Origin of the sequence: Pseudomonas sp. Fl4BN1 (assembly GCF_009908285.1) — a bacterium.
Lineage (GTDB): Bacteria > Pseudomonadota > Gammaproteobacteria > Pseudomonadales > Pseudomonadaceae > Aquipseudomonas.
Genome location: NZ_JAAARM010000007.1, coordinates 231,063 through 249,036, shown reverse-complemented (window position 1 = coordinate 249,036; position 17,974 = coordinate 231,063). Strand labels below are relative to the sequence as shown.

The window sequence follows — 17,974 nt, the reverse complement described above, 5'->3', positions numbered from 1 at the left end:
CTTCTCTACTTATGGTTTGCTTTTGTTTTTGGAAAAAAATGGAACTCGATCTTGTACGATGTAAATGACGAGTTACTTTCCTATGCTCAAGTGAGTGGCCGCTATCAAGAGTTCGGTGTGGAGTGGTAAATTCTAAGTGCTCGCTGAGTGTGTGTTCTAATAAAATTGAGATTGTTTGATTGTTGTGTAGTCTGTTTTAGTCTGAGTGAACATTGACTTTAGATGGATAATATCCACTGTAAGGAGTGTTCACGATCCGGACCAGGCGACTAATATCGTCTTGGGTGCGCTCGGTGTTGCTAGCTTGGGGATACCGGGGGCGAAGCCAGGTGTGGTTAGTGTTCCAAAAAACTCTGCTGCAAAGGAGGTATCAGTTTCTTCGGATGCTAAGTGGAACACTTCTGTGTCACAAGCTGATGGAGATTTCGGCCCTCTGAATCAATTAGTTCCAATCAGTAAACCGGTCTTTTTTGATCCTAAGAATTCCGCTGCTGGATTTATAAATAATGGGATAATTAAAGCGGCTGATTTAGATAAGTTAATTCCGTCAGGTGTTCTTGGAGGCTTTAAGTTCTCAGTGGTGATGGTTGATGGAAATAAGTTTAAGTATAATTTTGGTGGGCAGAAGGTTGAGATAAAATGGCATTCTCAAGATTTGAATGCGGCAGTGAAATTCCCAGGATCTAACTCCGGGGCAGGATGGACTGCTCAGATAAAAATAGGTAATAAATTGTTAGGTCAAGATGGTAATCTTTACAGGAAGGCTTCAAACTTGACTCATATTCCAGTGGATTTTTAAATGAAAGATATTTCCTACTATGAATCATTGCCTGATTTGTTGTCTGAGGAGAAGTTGCACTCTGAGTTTATGGGTGTTTTGGATTCCTGTGGTCATGAAGGCTATGAGAATGGGGCGATTGTAAAGATTATTGTCGAGCTTAGTGATCGTCAATGGAATTCGTATTCTTATATGAATGACTTTCTGAAAGCTAGAGTGGAAGACGTATTGTTGTCACTCTGGGATGGTACTGATCTAGAGTATGTTGAGGATGTGATCGCTATCTCTGCACGGTTAGGCCTTGTTCGGTTGTTTGAATTTTTATCTTCTCGCCAGGATAGTGAGTTGTCGGGTGAGGTGGCGGCAGAAATTAAAAGTGCAGTAGTTGAGCTTCGAGAACATATAAGTGATCCGTATAGTGGCATGAGATGAATGTTTGAGCTGTTGTTTGCTGGGGATGCTAATGGTTTTTTGCAGTAGAACGGTTTTCCAGTTTAGAGACAATGATAGAAGCTACGTGTAATAGGGATGGATTACATGATTAAGACTATCTGCAAGACTGCTGCTGTTCTCTCGATAGCCTTGCTTTACGGCTGTGCCTCAGCCCCATCAATGGAAAAGACGCAAGCCGAAGTCGTGCAGTATTCACTACCCAAACCTGCAGTTGCCGACAAAGGACTGGTATACGTCGTTCGTCCTAGCAATGTGGGACCGATGGTACGTTTCAATGTTTTCCTGGATGATAAGGAAGCCGACTCGGAAATGGGCTACAACCGTGGTAACCAATACATCTATTTTTACGTCACCCCAGGTCAGCACGTGATCAGCTCCAAGGCTGAAAACTGGGCAGACATGCCTGTGACGGTTAAAGCTGGCGAGGTTATCTACCTCAAGCAAGAAGTTGAAGTTGGCGTGATGATGGCTCGCAACAGCTTGAAGGTGTTAAGCGATGTGGAGGGCCGTTATCTGGTCAAGGATGCAGGCCTGGGCTATTGCCAAAGAAAGCAAGTAAGCCTTTGGCCGATCGGTATCCGATCTAGTACGAGAGAAAAAGGGCGACTTTCAAGCCGTCCTTTTTGGATTACAGGAGTACTTGTTCCAGCATTCGCCTCGTCGTTACATCCATCAAATCACACCCATCGCGCGACCAATAGACTTGTTCAGTAGTAAAAAATGAATATTTTAATATTTGAAGTGTCGATCAGAAAAGAGCTCCATATAGGCGAAATTTCGGCTGCGCTTAAGTTTTTTTTTGAGTTGCCGGATTTGAATATTTTAAGTGCCGATGCTTTTTGGGAGTTGTCAGAGGTTGAGCAGGAGATGTCGATCGGAATCAGGCTGGAATACAATGGCGTAGGTTATAGGACGTTGGCTATATTCTATTGCTGTTTTGACGTTTTTGATGAGATTTTGGCTGGGTTTGCGAAATATCTTGCTGAGAGCTTTGGAACTGAAGTTGCCATCGGTGACTACCTTCATAAAGCTGATGTGGTTAATGATAGGTTTGTTGTTTTTCAAGCAGACGGGAGTAGAAAGTTTGGCTTTGAGAAAGGCGATAGTGACGGATTTGATATTGATGTTGTCGACTAATCCTGAGAAGGGTCGGCGTGCGCGAGCTAATGAAGAATAGTGATGTTGTAAGTGGTTTTTTGAAAATTTTGATGTGTGCATACGGCGGCGGTATTGAAGCTGAGTTAAAGCTGAGGTTGTTGGTGATTTGTTAGCGATCTGAGCTGATAAGAAACTTAAGTGAAATCGAGGTAAGGCTGCCACGAATGCGGAAGACCGGAGTTGAAAGTGCGGGCGTCTCTGGCAGAGCGCCCGCAGCGGTTGGCTAAAGGAGGCGGATTTATAATGCCCCTGTCTGCTTATGCGGATAGCTGCCCTTGCATCCGTCGCCCTGCCACATCCATCAAGTCACACCCAGCGCGCAGCAGAATGCTGCACACCAGCGACAGTTCCTGAGCAAGCAGTTCCAGGGCACGACCTGACCCATTTCGGCAAGGAAGGGTTCGTGCCGTGTCTGCTTCGCTTGCCGGTGTATTCGAAGTCGGAAAAACTCATCTGGCTCATGGACGGCTCGGATTGGGTAGTCAGGCGTATTTCAGCACAGCTGCGGATTTGTTCGGAGAATCCCTAATGAATTCGCCCGGAATGCGAATAATATTACTGCTAAAAATTGTGTTGAGCTTATGACGAAAATTTTAGATAACTGGAATTGATAGTGTCATGAAAATAAACTGCGTTAACGGAACATCTAAAGCAATGCTGCTTATTGTTGAGCCTTGGGCTGAAGAGTATTGGCTTGAGCCTGGTGTGTCAGTTGATATCGTAGGGTGCGGGGGGGAAGTTGATGGTGGTTTTGAAGTTGAGTATTTTGAGGGTGGTGTGATTTTTTATGGCTGGGAAGGTAGTGTGGTTTCAGTGTTTGTGAATGGCATAGAGGCAATTTCTAGCCCGCAAGATTAAATCTTTTCTGTAAAAGGGACTTTGACACCTAAAAGCTTTCCAGAAATAGCTGGCAACGTTAGTCAGAAACAGCTTCGGTAAATCGCTGGAAGACCTGGGCTTGAAACACGAGGAGGAGAATTTTTGAATAGTGTTGGTGATGCTCAAAAATTATTAGATGCTTACCGCATAGGACAGGTCAAGATTTTGGGTAAGAATGTTCCAGGGGGTGCAGTCGTAAAATTTGAAGGTGTAACTGAGGGCAGCGTTAACGCTGTTGTTGGTATAATCAGCCAGCCAACCAATTTTTTTATCATCAAGGGGGCAATGAGCTCAAGCATTGTTCCAGCTAACCATAATTGGACTAAAAATGAATGTGGAAGCTGAATTGAAAGCTTGGAACTTCCAGGTATTAATGCTTGTTCAAGCAATGTTGGGAGCGATCACTCCAAACTTCAGGATGGTGGTGTTGTCTCGCGAAGGTGATGTGTGGGTAATAAGATTTTATCTTGAAAGGTGTGTGGAGGATGATGTTGACGAGATAGAGGATATCATATGTCAATATACCGCATATCAGAGCTCGGATTTAAAATGCAAATCGGAAGTTTTGGTCAGCAATGTAAGGCTACCTAGCTTGTCGGGAGCTGATAGAGTTGTTTATCGTCGAAAAGAATGACTTTTGACTTGCTGTAAAAGGAACTAGTGGCGCAGGAGAGTCGGTAGGCAACATTCCTAAAAACCCTTTGCTTACTGATTCGATATCTAGAAGTGGGGGGCGTCTAGTTATAAAGTAAATATGACGCACTTGCGCTAATAACTCTTGTGGGATGGTTTTGAATGCGTTGGGTAAGGAGTTTGATACAGGCGCTCTAGCCCAAAGGGTCAAGTCTTCTAAAAATGGTATCTTTGTTTAGTATGCTGCGGATTTTGTGAAGGCTGAGGGAGTTCCTGTTAGTGAATTTGTGAGTGGGAATGTTGCTGGTTTGACTAGGTATACTTCAAGTGGGACTCCTGTTGTTGTACGTGTGGCTGACAAAGTAGGTGGCTCTAATTTTTACAATTTTGTAGTGGTAGATGGTGTTACGACTAAAAATGGTTTTCCTATTCGCAGCTCACATGATAAGCAGTATTTCAGTCCTGTCACCACATTTGAGAAAATTTACGGGTGAAATGGTTGTTCCTCGGGGTGCTTTGAAATGAAATTGAGAATTGATTTTCCTGAAGATATGAGGACTGAGCAATTGCTTAGGCAGGGGCGAACTCCCTGTTTGTGCAAAATATCTGAAAATTTTGAGATTTGTTTTTCAGATACAATTCCTGAGTCATCCGGAATAGTATTGGAATGGGATCGTAAGGAGTTAGAGTCAAGAGCTGTTGCAGGTGGTGGCGGTCAGTATACTCACTATGCAAACAGTTTGATTACCTTGAAAGAGATTGAAAGTGGTCTCTACCAAATAATTGATCTTGATATGTTTTATCCTGGGTTTGGATGGTGTGAAGTTCTTAAAAAGGGAGAGTATTCATTATCAGGTGGTTTCTGAGGCGAAGAGTGAAAAATAGCCCCGGCATTGCTGGGCTATTCATTTGAAATGTCTCTGTTGAGGATTTTGGAGTTTGTCAGGGGTAATTTAGAGTATAAAAAGAATTCATCTGTGGATTTGAATATATATTAATGTCTACTAATTCTCCATTTGAGGTTGTGGCGTTTTGTATGCGATAACTTCAGTGGCCGGAAATTAAAGAGTTTGTGGTTGCAAAAATGAACCCTCCGCAAATCCCCGTAGTGAAGCTCTACGAGGAGTGCTGACGGCATATGACGAGTTTTGGCCTGATGCCGATTTATACAGATGTTATGACGCTGAGAGCGATGGGTGAATCTATATACGACATAATGAGCTGGGGAATTACCTGAGCCATTAGCCTCGTAAGGCTCCCATGTAACACCTGCAATTATTCAATAAGCATTTCAAATCCAGCTACTAGTGCGCAAAAATCTATGTCACTTCCCATGGTGTCAGTGATAGAATTTTGATGGACGGTATAACGTTAGCATTGGACCTTTAAGTAAGTACTCCCGGCATTGCCGGGGATAGCCCTATTTTATTGATGGAGAGATACATTGTGAGTCAGGTAGAACCAATTAGCTCAATAGGCACTTATGATCTGGCAAGCCCTATAAAGCGGCTGGCTGGATACGTTGTTGATATGGCAGTTGTATTTTTTGTTCTGTTTTTGAAAAGCGTCATGTTGCATTTTTCCTTCCGCTTCAGTTCAGAACTGGGCCTGACGGTTTTTCAGGGGGTTGATTATTTCCTGACCTTGCTTGCTTTCGCCTATTTTCTGTTTTGCGATGCGCTGCCCAATGGGCAAAGTCTGGGCAAGCGTCTATTCAAGATGTCTGTGGTTGGCTTTCCTTATGGCCCGCCCTGTACCGTTCTGCAATCAGCCTTGAGAAATGTGCCTAAGGCGCTGTTCAGCATTCTGGATGGTGTATTTGTCTTTTTTGGTTTTCGTCGTCGACTTGGCGATATGTTGGCTAGAACCGTTGTTGTCAATTTGTGAAAAAATGGGGTCGAAAAAAACGGTGCAAAGGGGAGGAGCAACTCCGATAGCGCCTTGCGCCAGAGTCAGTTGCTAGCCTGTTGATTGGCCCGATTTTATAAGGGGTCTTTGCGGAAGCATTGCATGCGCCTAGCATGGTTTGTAAGCGTCTGCAGGTGCTGAGCGATGTGGAGAATCGGTATCTGGTCAAAGATGCTGGGTTGGGTACTATCGGCAAAGAAAACAACTGAGTTCTTGAACGTCGGTTTTTCGATCAGTTTTGAATTTAGGGCCGGCTCCGTTGCCGATGCTCAACCCAATAAAAAAGGGCGCTCTTGAAGGGCGCCCCATTTTTATTATTGTTTCAATAGTCTGTGATTAACCAATTGACCACATGACTCAGCAATACCGATCAATGACCCGAACTTCCGAGTTGTCCCGAAACAACTGCCATTCGCTCTTCAGGGTTTGCAGCACCCGGGCGATGAAGTCCTTGTCGGCGGCGGCCTTTTTGCCGACGTAGCCCTGGCCACGGCGGTACATCTTCAGGCGGGCCGCGAGGTCCCGGTTGTTCTGGTCGAACTCTGCTTCATGGCTGTGGGGCGACAGGCAGTCGATATGCACTTGGCCCGACTTGGCAATCCACAGGATGTGGCTGTCGTGGCTGTCTTTCTGTGCGGCGAACATACGTGCCAATTCATCAGTAGTGGGTTGGTTATTAAGATTCATTTGTAGCCCCCTTGACCATTTATCGATCTGTCTAAGTTGTTTCGCTAAGTCATCTTGCTACGTCGGTAAGTTGAACCCTGATACCGTAAACAGGGCGACAGAGGGTATCTGTCGGATACAGATAAGGCCCAGAGCCTGATGCGTGTAGTGGTCTTGATTAACTGCTACGCAATAGCGTCACAACGAAGAAAAGCAGCGCAAACCAGGATCAAGCTGCCGATATCCCTGCCATCGGCCACAAGCATCTTGAAGAGTTTTCGCCAGCTTTCCGTCCTTTGTACTGGACGATCTTGCCAGGTCAGTTTCATCAATCTGCCTTGTGGGCAGTACAGATCCGGGTCACAGCTCGGCGGTCAGACGAGCTTGCTCATAACACCTTTGCCTTGTCCCCCGATCGGGGAGACGTCTGCATCATGCAAGGGCGAAATCCTCTCGTCAACGGTTTTGTAGTGAAAATTTCAAGGCACTACATATTGTCTGACAAAAGCCGCAAAGCCATCATCCAGACACCCTTTCACCGGCCAGGGCAGGTAGAATCGGCGTCTTGAAAAACTCTGAGGTTGCAGCGGTGGATGTACAACAAGGCTTCGTCCTGACTCGGCACTGGCGCGATACGCCGGCGGGCACGGAAGTCGAGTTCTGGCTGGCCACCGATCAGGGGCCACGTCGGATCCGCTTGCCGCTGCAGACCTCTGTGGCCTTTGTCCCGGTGTTCCAGCGTGCCCAGGCCGAGCGCCTGCTGGCCGACGACCGCGATGTCGAGCTGCGGCCCTTGCAACTTCGCGACTTCCACCAGCGTCCGGTGCTGGGGATGTATTGCCCGCAGCACAATCAACTGATGCGCCTGGAAAAGACCCTGCGCCGTGCCGGGGTCGAAGTGTTCGAGGCCGATGTACGGCCGCCGGAACGCTACTTGATGGAGCGCTTCATCACCGCCCCGGTGACTTTCGGTGGCCAGCCGGGCCCCGCTGGCCTGTTGCTGGAAGCGCAGATGAAGCCGGCGGCAGATTACCGGCCACGGCTCAAGCTGGTGTCCCTGGACATTGAAACCAGTGAACGCGGCGAGCTGTATTCCATCGCCCTGGAAGGCTGCGGCCAGCGCCAGGTGTACATGCTCGGCAAGCCCCGGGACGACGACAGCGCGGTGGATTTCGACCTGGAGTTCTGTGCCAGTCGCGAGCTGTTGCTGGAACGGCTCAACCAGTGGCTGGCCGTGCATGACCCCGATGCCATCATCGGCTGGAACCTGGTGCAGTTCGACTTGCGGGTACTCCACGAGCACGCCCGGCGCCTGGCGGTGCCCCTGCGCCTGGGGCGCGACGGCGCGGAGATGCAATGGCGCGAGCACGGCAGCCGCACCCATTACTTTGCCTCGGCGGCGGGGCGCTTGATCATCGACGGTATCGAGGCACTGCGTTCGGCGACCTGGAGCTTCCCGTCTTTCAGCCTGGAAAACGTCGCCCAGACCCTGCTCGGGGAAGGCAAGTCGATCGACAACCCCTACCAGCGCATGGACGAAATCAACCGCATGTTCGCCGAGGACAAGCCGGCCCTGGCCCGCTACAACCTCAAGGACTGCGAACTGGTGACGCGGATTTTCGCCAAGACCGAGCTGCTGACCTTCCTCCTGGAGCGGGCCACGGTCACCGGCCTGCCCGTCGACCGCAACGGCGGTTCGGTGGCGGCGTTCACCCATCTGTACATGCCGTTGATGCACCGCCAGGGCTTTGTTGCGCCCAACCTCGGCGAGCTGCCGCTCCAGGCCAGCCCCGGCGGCTTTGTCATGGATTCGCGGCCTGGCCTCTACGAGTCGGTGCTGGTACTGGACTACAAGAGCCTGTACCCGTCGATCATCCGCAGTTTCCTGATCGATCCCGTGGGCCTAGTGGAGGGCTTGCGCCAGCCCGACGATGAACACTCGGTGCCGGGCTTTCGCGGCGCCAGGTTTTCCCGCACCCGGCATTGCCTGCCCTCGATCATCACCCGGGTCGCCGAAGGCCGCGAGGTGGCCAAGCGTGAGCACAACGCGCCGCTGTCCCAGGCCCTGAAGATCATCATGAATGCCTTCTACGGCGTGCTCGGCTCCAGTGGCTGCCGCTTCTTCGACACACGCCTGGCGTCCTCCATCACCCTGCGTGGCCACGAGATCATGGCGCGGACCCGGCAGTTGATCGAAGCCCAGGGGCATCAGGTGATCTATGGCGACACCGACTCGACGTTCGTCTGGCTCGGCGGCCTGCATGACGAGGAGCAGGCGGCGCTCATTGGCCGTGGGCTGGTGGCGCACGTCAACCAGTGGTGGGCTGAACATCTGCAGCAGCAGTACGGCCTGGAAAGCGCTTTGGAGTTGCAGTTCGAAACCCACTACAAGCGTTTCCTGATGCCCACCATCCGCGGCGCCGAGGAGGGCAGCAAGAAGCGTTATGCGGGGCTGGTGCAACGCGCCGATGGTCGCCAGGAGATGATCTACAAGGGCCTGGAAACCGTGCGTACCGACTGGTCGCCGCTGGCTCGGGAGTTCCAGCAGGAGCTGTATCAGCGGATCTTCCATCGCCAGCCCTACCAGGACTATCTGCGTGACTACGTGCAACGCACCCTGGCCGGGCAACTGGATGAACTGCTGATCTACCGCAAGCGCCTGCGCCGGCCCCTGGGTGATTACGAACGCAATGTGCCGCCGCACGTGCGTGCGGCGCGCCTGGCGGATGACTACAACCGTGAACAGGGCCGGCCGCTGCAATACCAGAACGGCGGCTGGATCAGCTACGTGATCACCCTGGCCGGCCCCGAGCCTCTGGAAAACCGCCGTGCCGCCATCGACTACGAGCACTACCTGAGCCGTCAGTTGCAGCCAGTGGCGGACGCCATCTTGCCGTTCGTGCAGGACGATTTCAGCACCCTGGTGGGTGGGCAGATGGGCCTGTTCTGAAGCGCTTCAGTCGACCACGAACAACTTGGCGCCTACCGCGGTGAAGGACCGGTGGGGTTCGGCGTTGTCCGCCACCTGGTAGCTCATGCCCGGGGTCAGCACGAACAGCCGGCCGTCCTCCAGTTCGGTGTGCAGTTCACCCTCCAGGCACAGCAGGATATGGCCTTTGGAGCACCAGTGATCGGCCAGGTAGCCCGGGGTGTACTCCACCATGCGCACGCGCATCGCGCCGAACTGCCGGGTGCGCCAGAAGGCGCTGCCGGTTTCGCCGCGATGCTCGGTAGGAGTGATGCTGGACCAGTCAGTGGTGGCGAAGGGGATTGCGGTAATTTGCATGGGCGACTCTTGGCGGTCGGGTGAGGGAAGGGCGAAGGTAGCTCAATCGTCCACGGCTTCACAAAGACCGCTGGCACCGTGCTTGTCGGTGTACTTGACGGTCACCGCATCGTCGTCTTCGACGCTGATGGCGAGACTGATTTCTGCTGTCTTGACCTGGAAATGCCGGTCATCCACAGCGCTGTTCTTGACCTCCTTACCGTTGATATACACCGGCCCGCCCTGGTCGGCGCTGACGGCCAGGTTGCCGGGGCAGGAGACATTGAACAGCGGGATGCCTTCGGCGTGGGCGACGCCGGCAAAGATCAACAAAGGGCCCAGCAGCAGGATTTTGCGCATCATCGACTCCTTTTGGAAAAGGCGCAGGTGCCGTCGTTGCAGCCCCCTTTTGCGCCCCGGATCAGTGCCTAGACTATCGCCTGCCCGGGTCTTGCGCGAGTGGAATATTTGCCCCGGGCCAGAGCGGTTTCGGGCTTTTGTAGGACAAAAAAAACCGTGGACGCAAGGCCGACGGATATGTCAGGTTTCTTGCGCCTCAATGGGCGAGTGATAGGACGATCTCGCAGGCGGGGTCGCGTGTGTTCTATCAGATTTTTTTTGTCTGGAACAAGGACGTAGCAATGTCAAAAGCAACTGAGTACGGGATCAATTCGGCCGCCGAGGCCAGCAATGCCTTTCAACAGGTCCAGGCCTTCAGCCACTTGTATGACCGTGGCGGTAGCCAGTTGGTGAACGGCAAGCCATCGTTCACCGCGGACCAGGCGGCAGACTCGATCCTGCGCAAGGGCCTGTCCTGGCATGACCAGAATGGCGACGGCAAGATCGACCTGAGCTACAGCTTCCTCACCGACAAACCGGCCAACTACAACTCGAAGCTGGGCACCTTCAGCGAGTTCAGCGCACTGCAGAAAGCCCAGACCCTGCTGTCCCTGCAATCCTGGGCCGACGTGGCCAACGTCACCTTCAGCGAAGCCGCCAAGGGTGGCGACGGGCACATGACCTTCGGCAACTACAACGTCAGCACCGGCGGCGCCGCCTTTGCCTACCTGCCCTCCGGCGGCAGCTACGACGGCCAGTCCTGGTACCTGATCAACGACCAATACCGGGTCAACGAGACTCCAGGCAACGGCAACTACGGCCGCCAGACCCTGACCCACGAAATCGGTCACACCCTGGGCCTGTCCCATCCGGGGGTCTACAACGCCGGCAGCGGCAATCCGACCTACAACGACGTGACCTATGCCCAGGACACTCGCGGCTACAGCCTGATGAGCTACTGGAGTGAGGGCAATACCGGGCAGAACTTCAGCAAGGACGGCAGTGGCGCCTACGCCTCGGCACCGTTGCTGGACGATATCGTGGCGGTGCAGAAGCTCTATGGCGCCAACCATGAAACCCGCGCCGACGACACCGTGTACGGCTTCAACTCCAACACCGGCCGTGACTTCTACAGCGCCCATTCCAACACCGACAAGCTGGTATTCGCAGTGTGGGACGGCGGTGGCAACGACACCCTGGACTTCTCCGGTTTCAGCCAGAACCAGAAGATCAACCTCAACGCCGGCGGCTTCTCCGATGTCGGCGGCTTGGTGGGCAACGTCTCCATCGCCCACGGCGTGACAGTGGAAAACGCTATCGGTGGCTCGGGCAATGACCTGCTGATCGGCAACGCGGCGGCGAACATCCTCGAAGGCGGTGCCGGCGACGACATCATCTATGGCGGTGGTGGCGGCGATACGCTGTGGGGCGGTGCCGGGGCCGATACTTTCGTGTTCGGCGCAGCATCGGATTCGACCTTCGATGCCCCGGACTGGATCATGGATTTCGTCAGTGGCGAGGACAAGATCGACCTCACCGGCATCCCGCAATTTGCCAGCGGGGGCGCCACCCTGAACTTCGTCAGCGGCTTCACCGGCCATGCCGGCGACGCGATCCTGACCTACTACGCTGAAACCAACCAGACCAGCCTGATGATCGACCTGACCGGTCACGGCACGGTAGATTTTGCCGTGGGTACCGTCGGCCAGGCGGCAGTGACTGACATCATCGCCTGATCAACCTCTGTCACGGGAACGGCGCGCAATGCGCCGTTCCTTGAGCGCTGTGCCCCTCTGAATCGTCCGTTTCCCTAGCCCGATAAAAATCCCTGGCGGTGCTCCGACGCTGGTCTACGCTGCCTTTCAGATGCCTATCCAGCGCTGCGACAAGGAGGTCGCCCATGCACTCGACAGCCCGTATTTCGTTGTTCCTGGGATGGACTCTGCCCCTGGCATTTTCCGCCCTGGCGGCCCAGCCGCCGCTTGATCCGCTGCTGACCCTGGAGCGCATCAACCGCAACTACAACACCCTGAGCAGCGCCTGCCAGGAGCCCGACACTGGCGCGCCCCGCGGGCACTACTATTGCAGCGGCGTGACCTTGCGCATGGTCAACGACGGGCCCTTCAACCCCTGGGACTACAGCCCCTACGCGATCAAGATCGGCGCCACTTCCTACTCATGGATTCGCAAAGACCTGAGCACCCGCATCCTCATCCATCCGGCGGGTTTCATCCTGCGCACTCCCATGGATGCCCGCGCCTTGAGCCTGCCGGTCAAGGAGCAGGGCTGGACCTGCATCTACGCCTTCGACGGCGGTACCGGGCCGGAGCGCAAATGGTACGGCTGCGGCTATTTCGACAACCGCGAACCGCCACGGGCCGCGCAACCGGCGATGAGCAACCGCAACGCGCAACTGGCCTACGGTACCTGCTCCGAAGCCGGGGTGACCACCGCCCAGCAATGGACCCAGCGTTACACTGGGCTGCTCAAGGGACCGATCCAGACCAACCAGTGTTCGTGGAACGTCGAGCACCCCAGTGACTGGCGGGCGATGATCCAGGTGCATGAGTCGCGGACTGGCACCAGCGCCAAGGACCCTTTTGCCTACAGCGCCCAGGTCAATGAACTGATGCTGAAAAATGCTTCGGCGAGCAATGATGGCAGCGCCAACCTGCCGTACATCGATGCCTTTATCTACAACGTCCACAGCACTCAGAATTTCGCCACTCGGGGCGACCAGGCGCCGCCCAAGCCCGAGGACGGGCTGAGCAGCGCGCGCAATTTCCAGAAGAAGCTCCAGGCCCAGGGCTATACGGTGCCGATCCTGCGCCTGGATTTCACCGAGCCCCCGGAGCGGCGCTTTAGCTATGTCGCGGCGGATCAGGCGGTGGACTTCGCCCAGGCTTCGGCGCCTGAGCCCATCAAGCCGGCCCGGCAATACATCGCCTCGGCGGCTTGGGTCGAGCGTTTTGACCCGGGTACGCAGCAGAACGAATGGACCCTGAATGTCATCCCGACAGCCCAGGGCAAGGCGATTCAGAGCAGCAATCAAGCAGCCCTGTACCAGGAACTGCTGGCCCTGCACGGTGCCGATCGCCAGTGGCGCGACAATGAGCAGTCAGCGGGCAGCATGCGTGCGCAACTGGCATGCCTGATCCACAACTATCCGGGCAAGAACGAGTGGAACCTGGAGCCATTCCGGCCCACCGTCAGCCCGCAGGAGGCGGCCAAGGCAGGTTGCAATCCGCTGCCGGCCAAGGCCCCGCAGTACATTGCTTCCGCCGACTGGATCCAGCGCCACGATCCGGGCAGCGGCAAGCAGGAATGGACCCTCAGCGTGGTGCCCACTGCCGCCGGCCGGGCCTTGCCGGAGGCGCAATTGAGCGCGTTGTATGACCAGCTGTTTGCCTTGCGGGGCAACGATGACAACTGGCGCAACGAGGAAAAGGCCGCGGGCAGCATGCGCGTGCAGCTGGGGTGTGTGCTGGTCAATTACCGCAACAAGACCCCGTGGAACCTGGAGCCATTTCGCCCCGCAGTGTCGGCCAGCCAAGCCAAGGCCGCCGGGTGCAATCCACTCTGAGCCAGGGGGCGTAGCCGGGTGACGGCCTGAGGTGCAGGTGATCCCTGGTCTTCAGTCGCCACCTCCGCCGCCACAGCCCCCGCCGCCGCAACCGCTGCTGTCGCCACCGCTCCCGTCACTGCTGGCGCTGTCGCCATCGCCGCCAAAACGCGAGCTGTCGCTGCTGTCACTGCCGGAGTCACCCCCGTGCAAGTCGCTGCCGCAGTGAATCAGCGTACTGCTGGTGCCGTTGTCCGTGAGGCGGCGCAGGGACTGGCAGTCGGCGACATAGTGAAAGCCGTTGGCAATCTTCAGCTTGGTATCCAGGGCGAACAGCAACGGCAAGCGACTGGGGCTGGCCGGGTTGATGTTTTCCTCCAGGCAGGCCTGGCGCCAGACCCGGCGCAGGCCATGGTTGCTCTGCTGCTCGGGGTTCTGGCCGAGGGCTGCCGCCGGGGTGTGATGGAGGAATTGGACGAAGGCCTGATCACAGAAGGCTTGGTAGTCGCGGGTGTGCAGGATGAATTCGTGCCACAGGTCATCCACTACCTGGGACGGCATTGACACATAGCGCTCGCCGCTTTTCAGATAGGCCAGGAAGAACTGGCGCAAGCCCTGGGCCACCAGTTGGCAGTCCTTGAGGCTGAGGTGCGGATGCTGGGTACGCAGCGGTGCGAACAGCCGCGGCGGTAGGCTGAAGTTGCGGATATGGACTTCGCGGCGCAAGGCCGCGAGGGCCTTCTGCCGGCGCCAGAGCACCAGGATCAAGGCCAATGCAACGACTGCTGGAAGGATGAACAGCATGTTCGGGCTCCGCCGGAAAAAGTGCCGAGACAGTGGCGCAAAGCGTTGCGTTGTTCAAGCGACGCTGATCCGCAACCGAGCGCGGTCGGCGCGGGTGTCGGCTGCAGCGTCGGGCGGGCCTGCATCGGGCCTGGATGAGGCGGTCATGGGGGACAAGCGGGGCAAAGATTCAAGAAGCGGTAAAAAGCGTTTCTATTCTGTGTGCATCGCCAGCCGGGCCAAGCGGCTGGCCAGGGATTTCACACCACACGGAAGTCTTGTCATGAAACCAAGCAGCACCTCGATCGCCTGCGCTGTCAGCCTTGCCAGCCTGTGTTTGTTGTCCACCGCCCACGCCGATCAGGGCAGCGACACGGTGGCCCGCCTGACCCAGTTGTACAACGACACTCGCCAGGATTGCGGCGGCCCGTCGAAGCCGGCATTCCTCTGCTCCGGGGTGCTGTTTCGCGCCACCTGGCCCTCCACCGACTATCAGTTCTACAGCATCAGCCCGAAAAGCCAGGCCAGCGGCGGGGTCTCGGCGTCTTACCTGCGCAAGGATTCGAAGTACCGCAAGCTGGCCTACGGGCTGCAGAGCGGGTTTATCTTCGACACGGTTTTCGGCAACCCCAAGGATCACCAGGATTACGCGGTGCTCTGCTCGTTCCCCATCGACGCTGCCACCGATGATCGTCAGCAGCAAGGTTGCACCGATTCCCGGCGCACTCCCGGCAATCTGGAAAAGTACTGCCACGAAGTCGGCGTGACCACCGCTGAACAGTGGGGCACCCACTATCGCCAGAACGGTGGCGACCACTCCCGTCAGTGCTCCTTCGACGTGCGTGACGAACGCAACAGCGCGGCGGGCCCGGCGTTCTACCAGAGCATTCGCGCCATGGCGCAGATCGCCGGCGAATCCTTCACCACCCAGAACGAGTTGCGCCTGGCCAAATGGGAGGAGAAGCCGCCGAAGTCGCCGTCGATCCTGGCGCTGTTCTACACCGAGGACGGCGGCCTGGAAGGGGCGCGGTTGAACCAGATCCAGTGGTACAAGGCGGTCCAGCAGTACCTGCCGGTGATCAACATGAAGTTGCCGCAGAGCCAGCAGCAGGACGCCAGCTTTGTCTACGACAGCAAGAAGCAAGTGATCCAGCCCGTCACCGAGAAGGACAGCTGCGAGCGTTATGTGCAGAGTGCCGCCTGGATCGAGCGCGACGATCCGGGCTTCGGCAAGAAGCTCATGACCCTGGAAGTGACGCCTACTGACTGCGGGCGCAAGGTCAAGGACAACCAGACCAACAACTTCTTCAACGAACTGGCCAGCGATCACTACCTGGACGCCCAGTGGAAGAACAACCCGGACAATCGTGACAGCACCGTAGGCAGCATGCGCCGCCAACTGGTGTGCCACTTCAACATCGCCCGGGACAAGCCGCAGTGGAACCTGGAGCCGTCGCGGCCTTATACCTCCAACGAAGACTCCATTGCCAAGGGGTGCAACAACACCTGACCCCGCCCCCTGTAGGAGCTGGCTTGCCAGCGAAGAGGCCCGCAAGCCCGGCGCCGCCTGTACGTACGCCTTCGCCGGCAAGCCGGCTCCTACAGAACCGCGCTCGCCGGCAATCCCCGTGTATGAGCTGGCTTGCCAGCGAAGAGGCCCGCAAGCCCGGCGCCGCCTGTACGTACGCCTTCGCCGGCAAGCCGGTTCCTACAGAACCGCGCTCGCCGGCAATCCCCGTGTAGGAGCTGGCTTGCCAGCGAAGAGGCCCGCAAGCCCGGCGCCGCCTGTACGTACGCCTTCGCCGGCAAGCCGGCTCCTACAGAACCGCGCCCGCCGGCAATCCCCGTGTAGGAGCTGGCTTGCCAGCGAACCACCCGTCAGACGTGGTCGATATCCACATCCCGCGTCTCATGCAGGCACAGCAGGCCCACCACCAGGCTGACCCCGGTGATCAGCACCGGGTACCACAGGCCATAGAAGATATCGCCGGTGTACACCACCAGGGCAAAGGACACGGTGGGCAGGAAACCGCCGAACCAGCCATTGCCGATGTGGTAGGGCAGGGACATCGAGGTGTAGCGGATACGGGTCGGGAACAGCTCGACCATCAGCGCCGCCAGCGGGCCGTAGCACATCGCGGCAATCAGGATCAGGGCCACGATCAGCACCACCACCATGGTTTTATTGACGTTCTGGCTGTCAGCCTGCTGCGGATAGCCGGCCAGGGTCACTGCGCCGCGCAGGGCGGCCTCGTCGAAGCCGTCGATCTTCACCTCCCCGACACTCACCTGTACCGGGCTGCCGGCCGGGGCGGCGATGCTGCTGTAGGGCAGGCCCTGCTTCACCAGGAAGGTCTTGACCTTGTCACAGGGGCTGTCGAAGCGCGCCTTGCCCACCGGGTCGAACTGGAAGGTGCAGGTGGCCGGATCCGCCGTGACGCTGATGGGCGCCTGGCGGCTGGCCTGGTCGATGGCCGGGTTGGCGTAGTGGGCCAGGGCCTTGAAGATCGGAAAGTACAGCACCGTGGCCAGCAGCAGGCCGAGCATCAGCACCGGCTTGCGCCCGACCTTGTCCGAGAGCCAGCCGAAGAAGATGAACATCGGTGCGCCGATCACCACGCTGATGATCAGCAGGCTGTTGGCCAGGGCCGGGTCCATCTTGAGGAACTGGGTGAGGAAGAACAGCACATAGAACTGTGCGGCGTAGAAGGTCACCGCTTGCCCGGCATTGATGCTGAACAGGGCGATCAGCACCACCTTGAGGTTTTCCCATTTGCCGAAGGACTCGCGGATCGGCGCCTGGCTGGCCTTGCCTTCCTCCTTCATTTTCAGGAACGCCGGCGACTCGTGCAGGCTCATGCGGATCCAGGTGGAAATGCCCAGCAGCACGATCGACAGCAGGAACGGCAGGCGCCAGCCCCAGACCTCGAACTGGTCGCCGGTGAAATAGCGACAGGCCAGCACCACCAGCAACGACAGCAACAGGCCGAGGGTCGCGGTGGACTGGATCCAGCTGGTGTGCAAGCCGCGCTTGCCGTGGGGCGCATGCTCGGCGACATAGGTCGCGGCGCCGCCGTACTCACCGCCCAGGGCCAGGCCCTGGAGCATGCGCAGGGCCACCAGGATGATCGGCGCGGCAATGCCAATGCTCGCGTAGTTGGGCAGCAGGCCCACGGCGAAGGTCGCCAGGCCCATGAGGATGATGGTGGCGAGGAAGGTGTACTTGCGCCCGATCATGTCCCCCAGGCGGCCGAATACCAGGGCCCCGAACGGTCGCACGACGAAGCCGGCGGCGAAGGCCATCAGGGCGAAGATGAACGCCGTGGTGTCGTTGACCCCGGCGAAGAACTGCTTGCTGATCACCGCCGCCAGGGCGCCATACAGGAAAAAGTCGTACCACTCGAACACCGTGCCGAGGGACGAGGCGAAGATGACCTTCTGGCTGCCCTTGGCGGCGGAGTCGTCCAGGGACGCATTGAGAGGCTGAGCGTGCTCTGACATAGGGGGTTCCTTACAGTGATTATTGTTGTTGTTCCACTGCCGGCGCCGT

The 17,974-nt window shown here is 56.4% G+C and carries 17 protein-coding genes and 1 pseudogene; 13 read left to right on the top strand and 5 right to left on the bottom strand.

The annotated features are described in order from the left end of the window. Nucleotides 1-280: 280 nt before the first annotated feature. From GV818_RS10985 to GV818_RS10945, 9 genes and pseudogenes are all read left to right on the top strand, one after another. The gene (locus GV818_RS10985) at nt 281-799 is read left to right on the top strand and encodes a hypothetical protein (protein WP_161776562.1); all 519 of its coding nucleotides are present in this window, start codon (nt 281-283) and stop codon (nt 797-799) included. Next, nucleotides 800-1,210 carry a hypothetical protein gene (locus GV818_RS10980; RefSeq protein ID WP_161776561.1) on the top strand — a complete coding sequence of 137 codons (411 nt, stop codon included), beginning with the start codon at nt 800-802 and terminating at the stop codon, nt 1,208-1,210. A gap of 180 nt (nt 1,211-1,390) precedes the next feature. Then, nucleotides 1,391-1,790: pseudogene (locus GV818_RS34410) on the top strand (DUF2846 domain-containing protein). Between the two features lie 161 nt (nt 1,791-1,951). Beyond that, nucleotides 1,952-2,368, top strand: a complete 417-nt coding sequence (locus GV818_RS10970; RefSeq protein ID WP_161776559.1) for a hypothetical protein — start codon at nt 1,952-1,954, stop codon at nt 2,366-2,368. Between the two features lie 639 nt (nt 2,369-3,007). After that, on the top strand, nt 3,008-3,247 hold the full coding sequence (locus GV818_RS10965; RefSeq protein ID WP_161776558.1) for a hypothetical protein: 240 nt from the start codon (nt 3,008-3,010) through the stop codon (nt 3,245-3,247). Between the two features lie 123 nt (nt 3,248-3,370). Beyond that, nucleotides 3,371-3,613, top strand: a complete 243-nt coding sequence (locus tag GV818_RS10960) for a hypothetical protein (RefSeq protein ID WP_161776557.1) — start codon at nt 3,371-3,373, stop codon at nt 3,611-3,613. Beyond that, complete coding sequence (locus GV818_RS10955; protein ID WP_161776556.1) at nt 3,597-3,902, top strand: hypothetical protein; 306 nt, start codon at nt 3,597-3,599, stop codon at nt 3,900-3,902. Before GV818_RS10960 ends, GV818_RS10955 begins: the two co-directional genes overlap by 17 nt. Before the next feature lie 520 nt (nt 3,903-4,422). Then, on the top strand, nt 4,423-4,767 hold the full coding sequence (locus GV818_RS10950) for a hypothetical protein (protein WP_161776555.1): 345 nt from the start codon (nt 4,423-4,425) through the stop codon (nt 4,765-4,767). Between the two features lie 580 nt (nt 4,768-5,347). Continuing rightward, nucleotides 5,348-5,788, top strand: a complete 441-nt coding sequence (locus GV818_RS10945) for an RDD family protein (RefSeq protein WP_372242089.1) — start codon at nt 5,348-5,350, stop codon at nt 5,786-5,788. 378 nt (nt 5,789-6,166) lie between these two features. On the opposite strand, the gene GV818_RS10940 is transcribed toward GV818_RS10945, so the two are convergent. Further along, complete coding sequence (locus GV818_RS10940) at nt 6,167-6,496, bottom strand: hypothetical protein (RefSeq protein ID WP_161776553.1); 330 nt, start codon at nt 6,494-6,496, stop codon at nt 6,167-6,169. Between the two features lie 568 nt (nt 6,497-7,064). On the opposite strand from GV818_RS10940, the gene GV818_RS10935 reads away from it, so the two are divergent. After that, complete coding sequence (locus GV818_RS10935) at nt 7,065-9,425, top strand: DNA polymerase II (RefSeq protein WP_161776567.1); 2,361 nt, start codon at nt 7,065-7,067, stop codon at nt 9,423-9,425. Between the two features lie 6 nt (nt 9,426-9,431). On the opposite strand, the gene GV818_RS10930 is transcribed toward GV818_RS10935, so the two are convergent. Both GV818_RS10930 and GV818_RS10925 read right to left on the bottom strand, forming a co-directional pair. Further along, a complete protein-coding gene (locus GV818_RS10930; RefSeq protein WP_161758094.1) occupies nt 9,432-9,761 on the bottom strand; it encodes a DHCW motif cupin fold protein in 330 nt (109 codons plus the stop codon). 42 nt (nt 9,762-9,803) lie between these two features. Beyond that, nucleotides 9,804-10,100, bottom strand: a complete 297-nt coding sequence (locus GV818_RS10925; RefSeq protein WP_161758095.1) for a hypothetical protein — start codon at nt 10,098-10,100, stop codon at nt 9,804-9,806. A gap of 281 nt (nt 10,101-10,381) precedes the next feature. Between GV818_RS10925 and GV818_RS10920 the strand changes: the two genes are divergently transcribed. Together GV818_RS10920 and GV818_RS10915 are read left to right on the top strand one after the other, a co-directional pair. Further along, nucleotides 10,382-11,815, top strand: coding sequence for a serralysin family metalloprotease (locus GV818_RS10920; protein WP_161758096.1), 1,434 nt, complete (start codon nt 10,382-10,384; stop codon nt 11,813-11,815). A 164-nt stretch (nt 11,816-11,979) separates the two neighbouring features. Continuing rightward, the gene (locus GV818_RS10915; RefSeq protein ID WP_161776552.1) at nt 11,980-13,662 is read left to right on the top strand and encodes a DUF2599 domain-containing protein; all 1,683 of its coding nucleotides are present in this window, start codon (nt 11,980-11,982) and stop codon (nt 13,660-13,662) included. A gap of 51 nt (nt 13,663-13,713) precedes the next feature. Here GV818_RS10915 and GV818_RS10910 read toward each other — a convergent pair whose 3' ends face one another. Then, entirely contained in the window at nt 13,714-14,445 is a 732-nt protein-coding gene (locus GV818_RS10910; protein ID WP_161776551.1) for a glycine-rich domain-containing protein, read from the bottom strand. 262 nt (nt 14,446-14,707) lie between these two features. Here GV818_RS10910 and GV818_RS10905 point away from each other — a divergent pair, with 262 nt between their 5' ends. Continuing rightward, nucleotides 14,708-15,934, top strand: a complete 1,227-nt coding sequence (locus tag GV818_RS10905; RefSeq protein WP_161776550.1) for a DUF2599 domain-containing protein — start codon at nt 14,708-14,710, stop codon at nt 15,932-15,934. A 368-nt stretch (nt 15,935-16,302) separates the two neighbouring features. Here GV818_RS10905 and GV818_RS10900 read toward each other — a convergent pair whose 3' ends face one another. Then, the gene (locus GV818_RS10900) at nt 16,303-17,925 is read right to left on the bottom strand and encodes an MFS transporter (RefSeq protein ID WP_161776549.1); all 1,623 of its coding nucleotides are present in this window, start codon (nt 17,923-17,925) and stop codon (nt 16,303-16,305) included. Nucleotides 17,926-17,974: the final 49 nt, after the last annotated feature.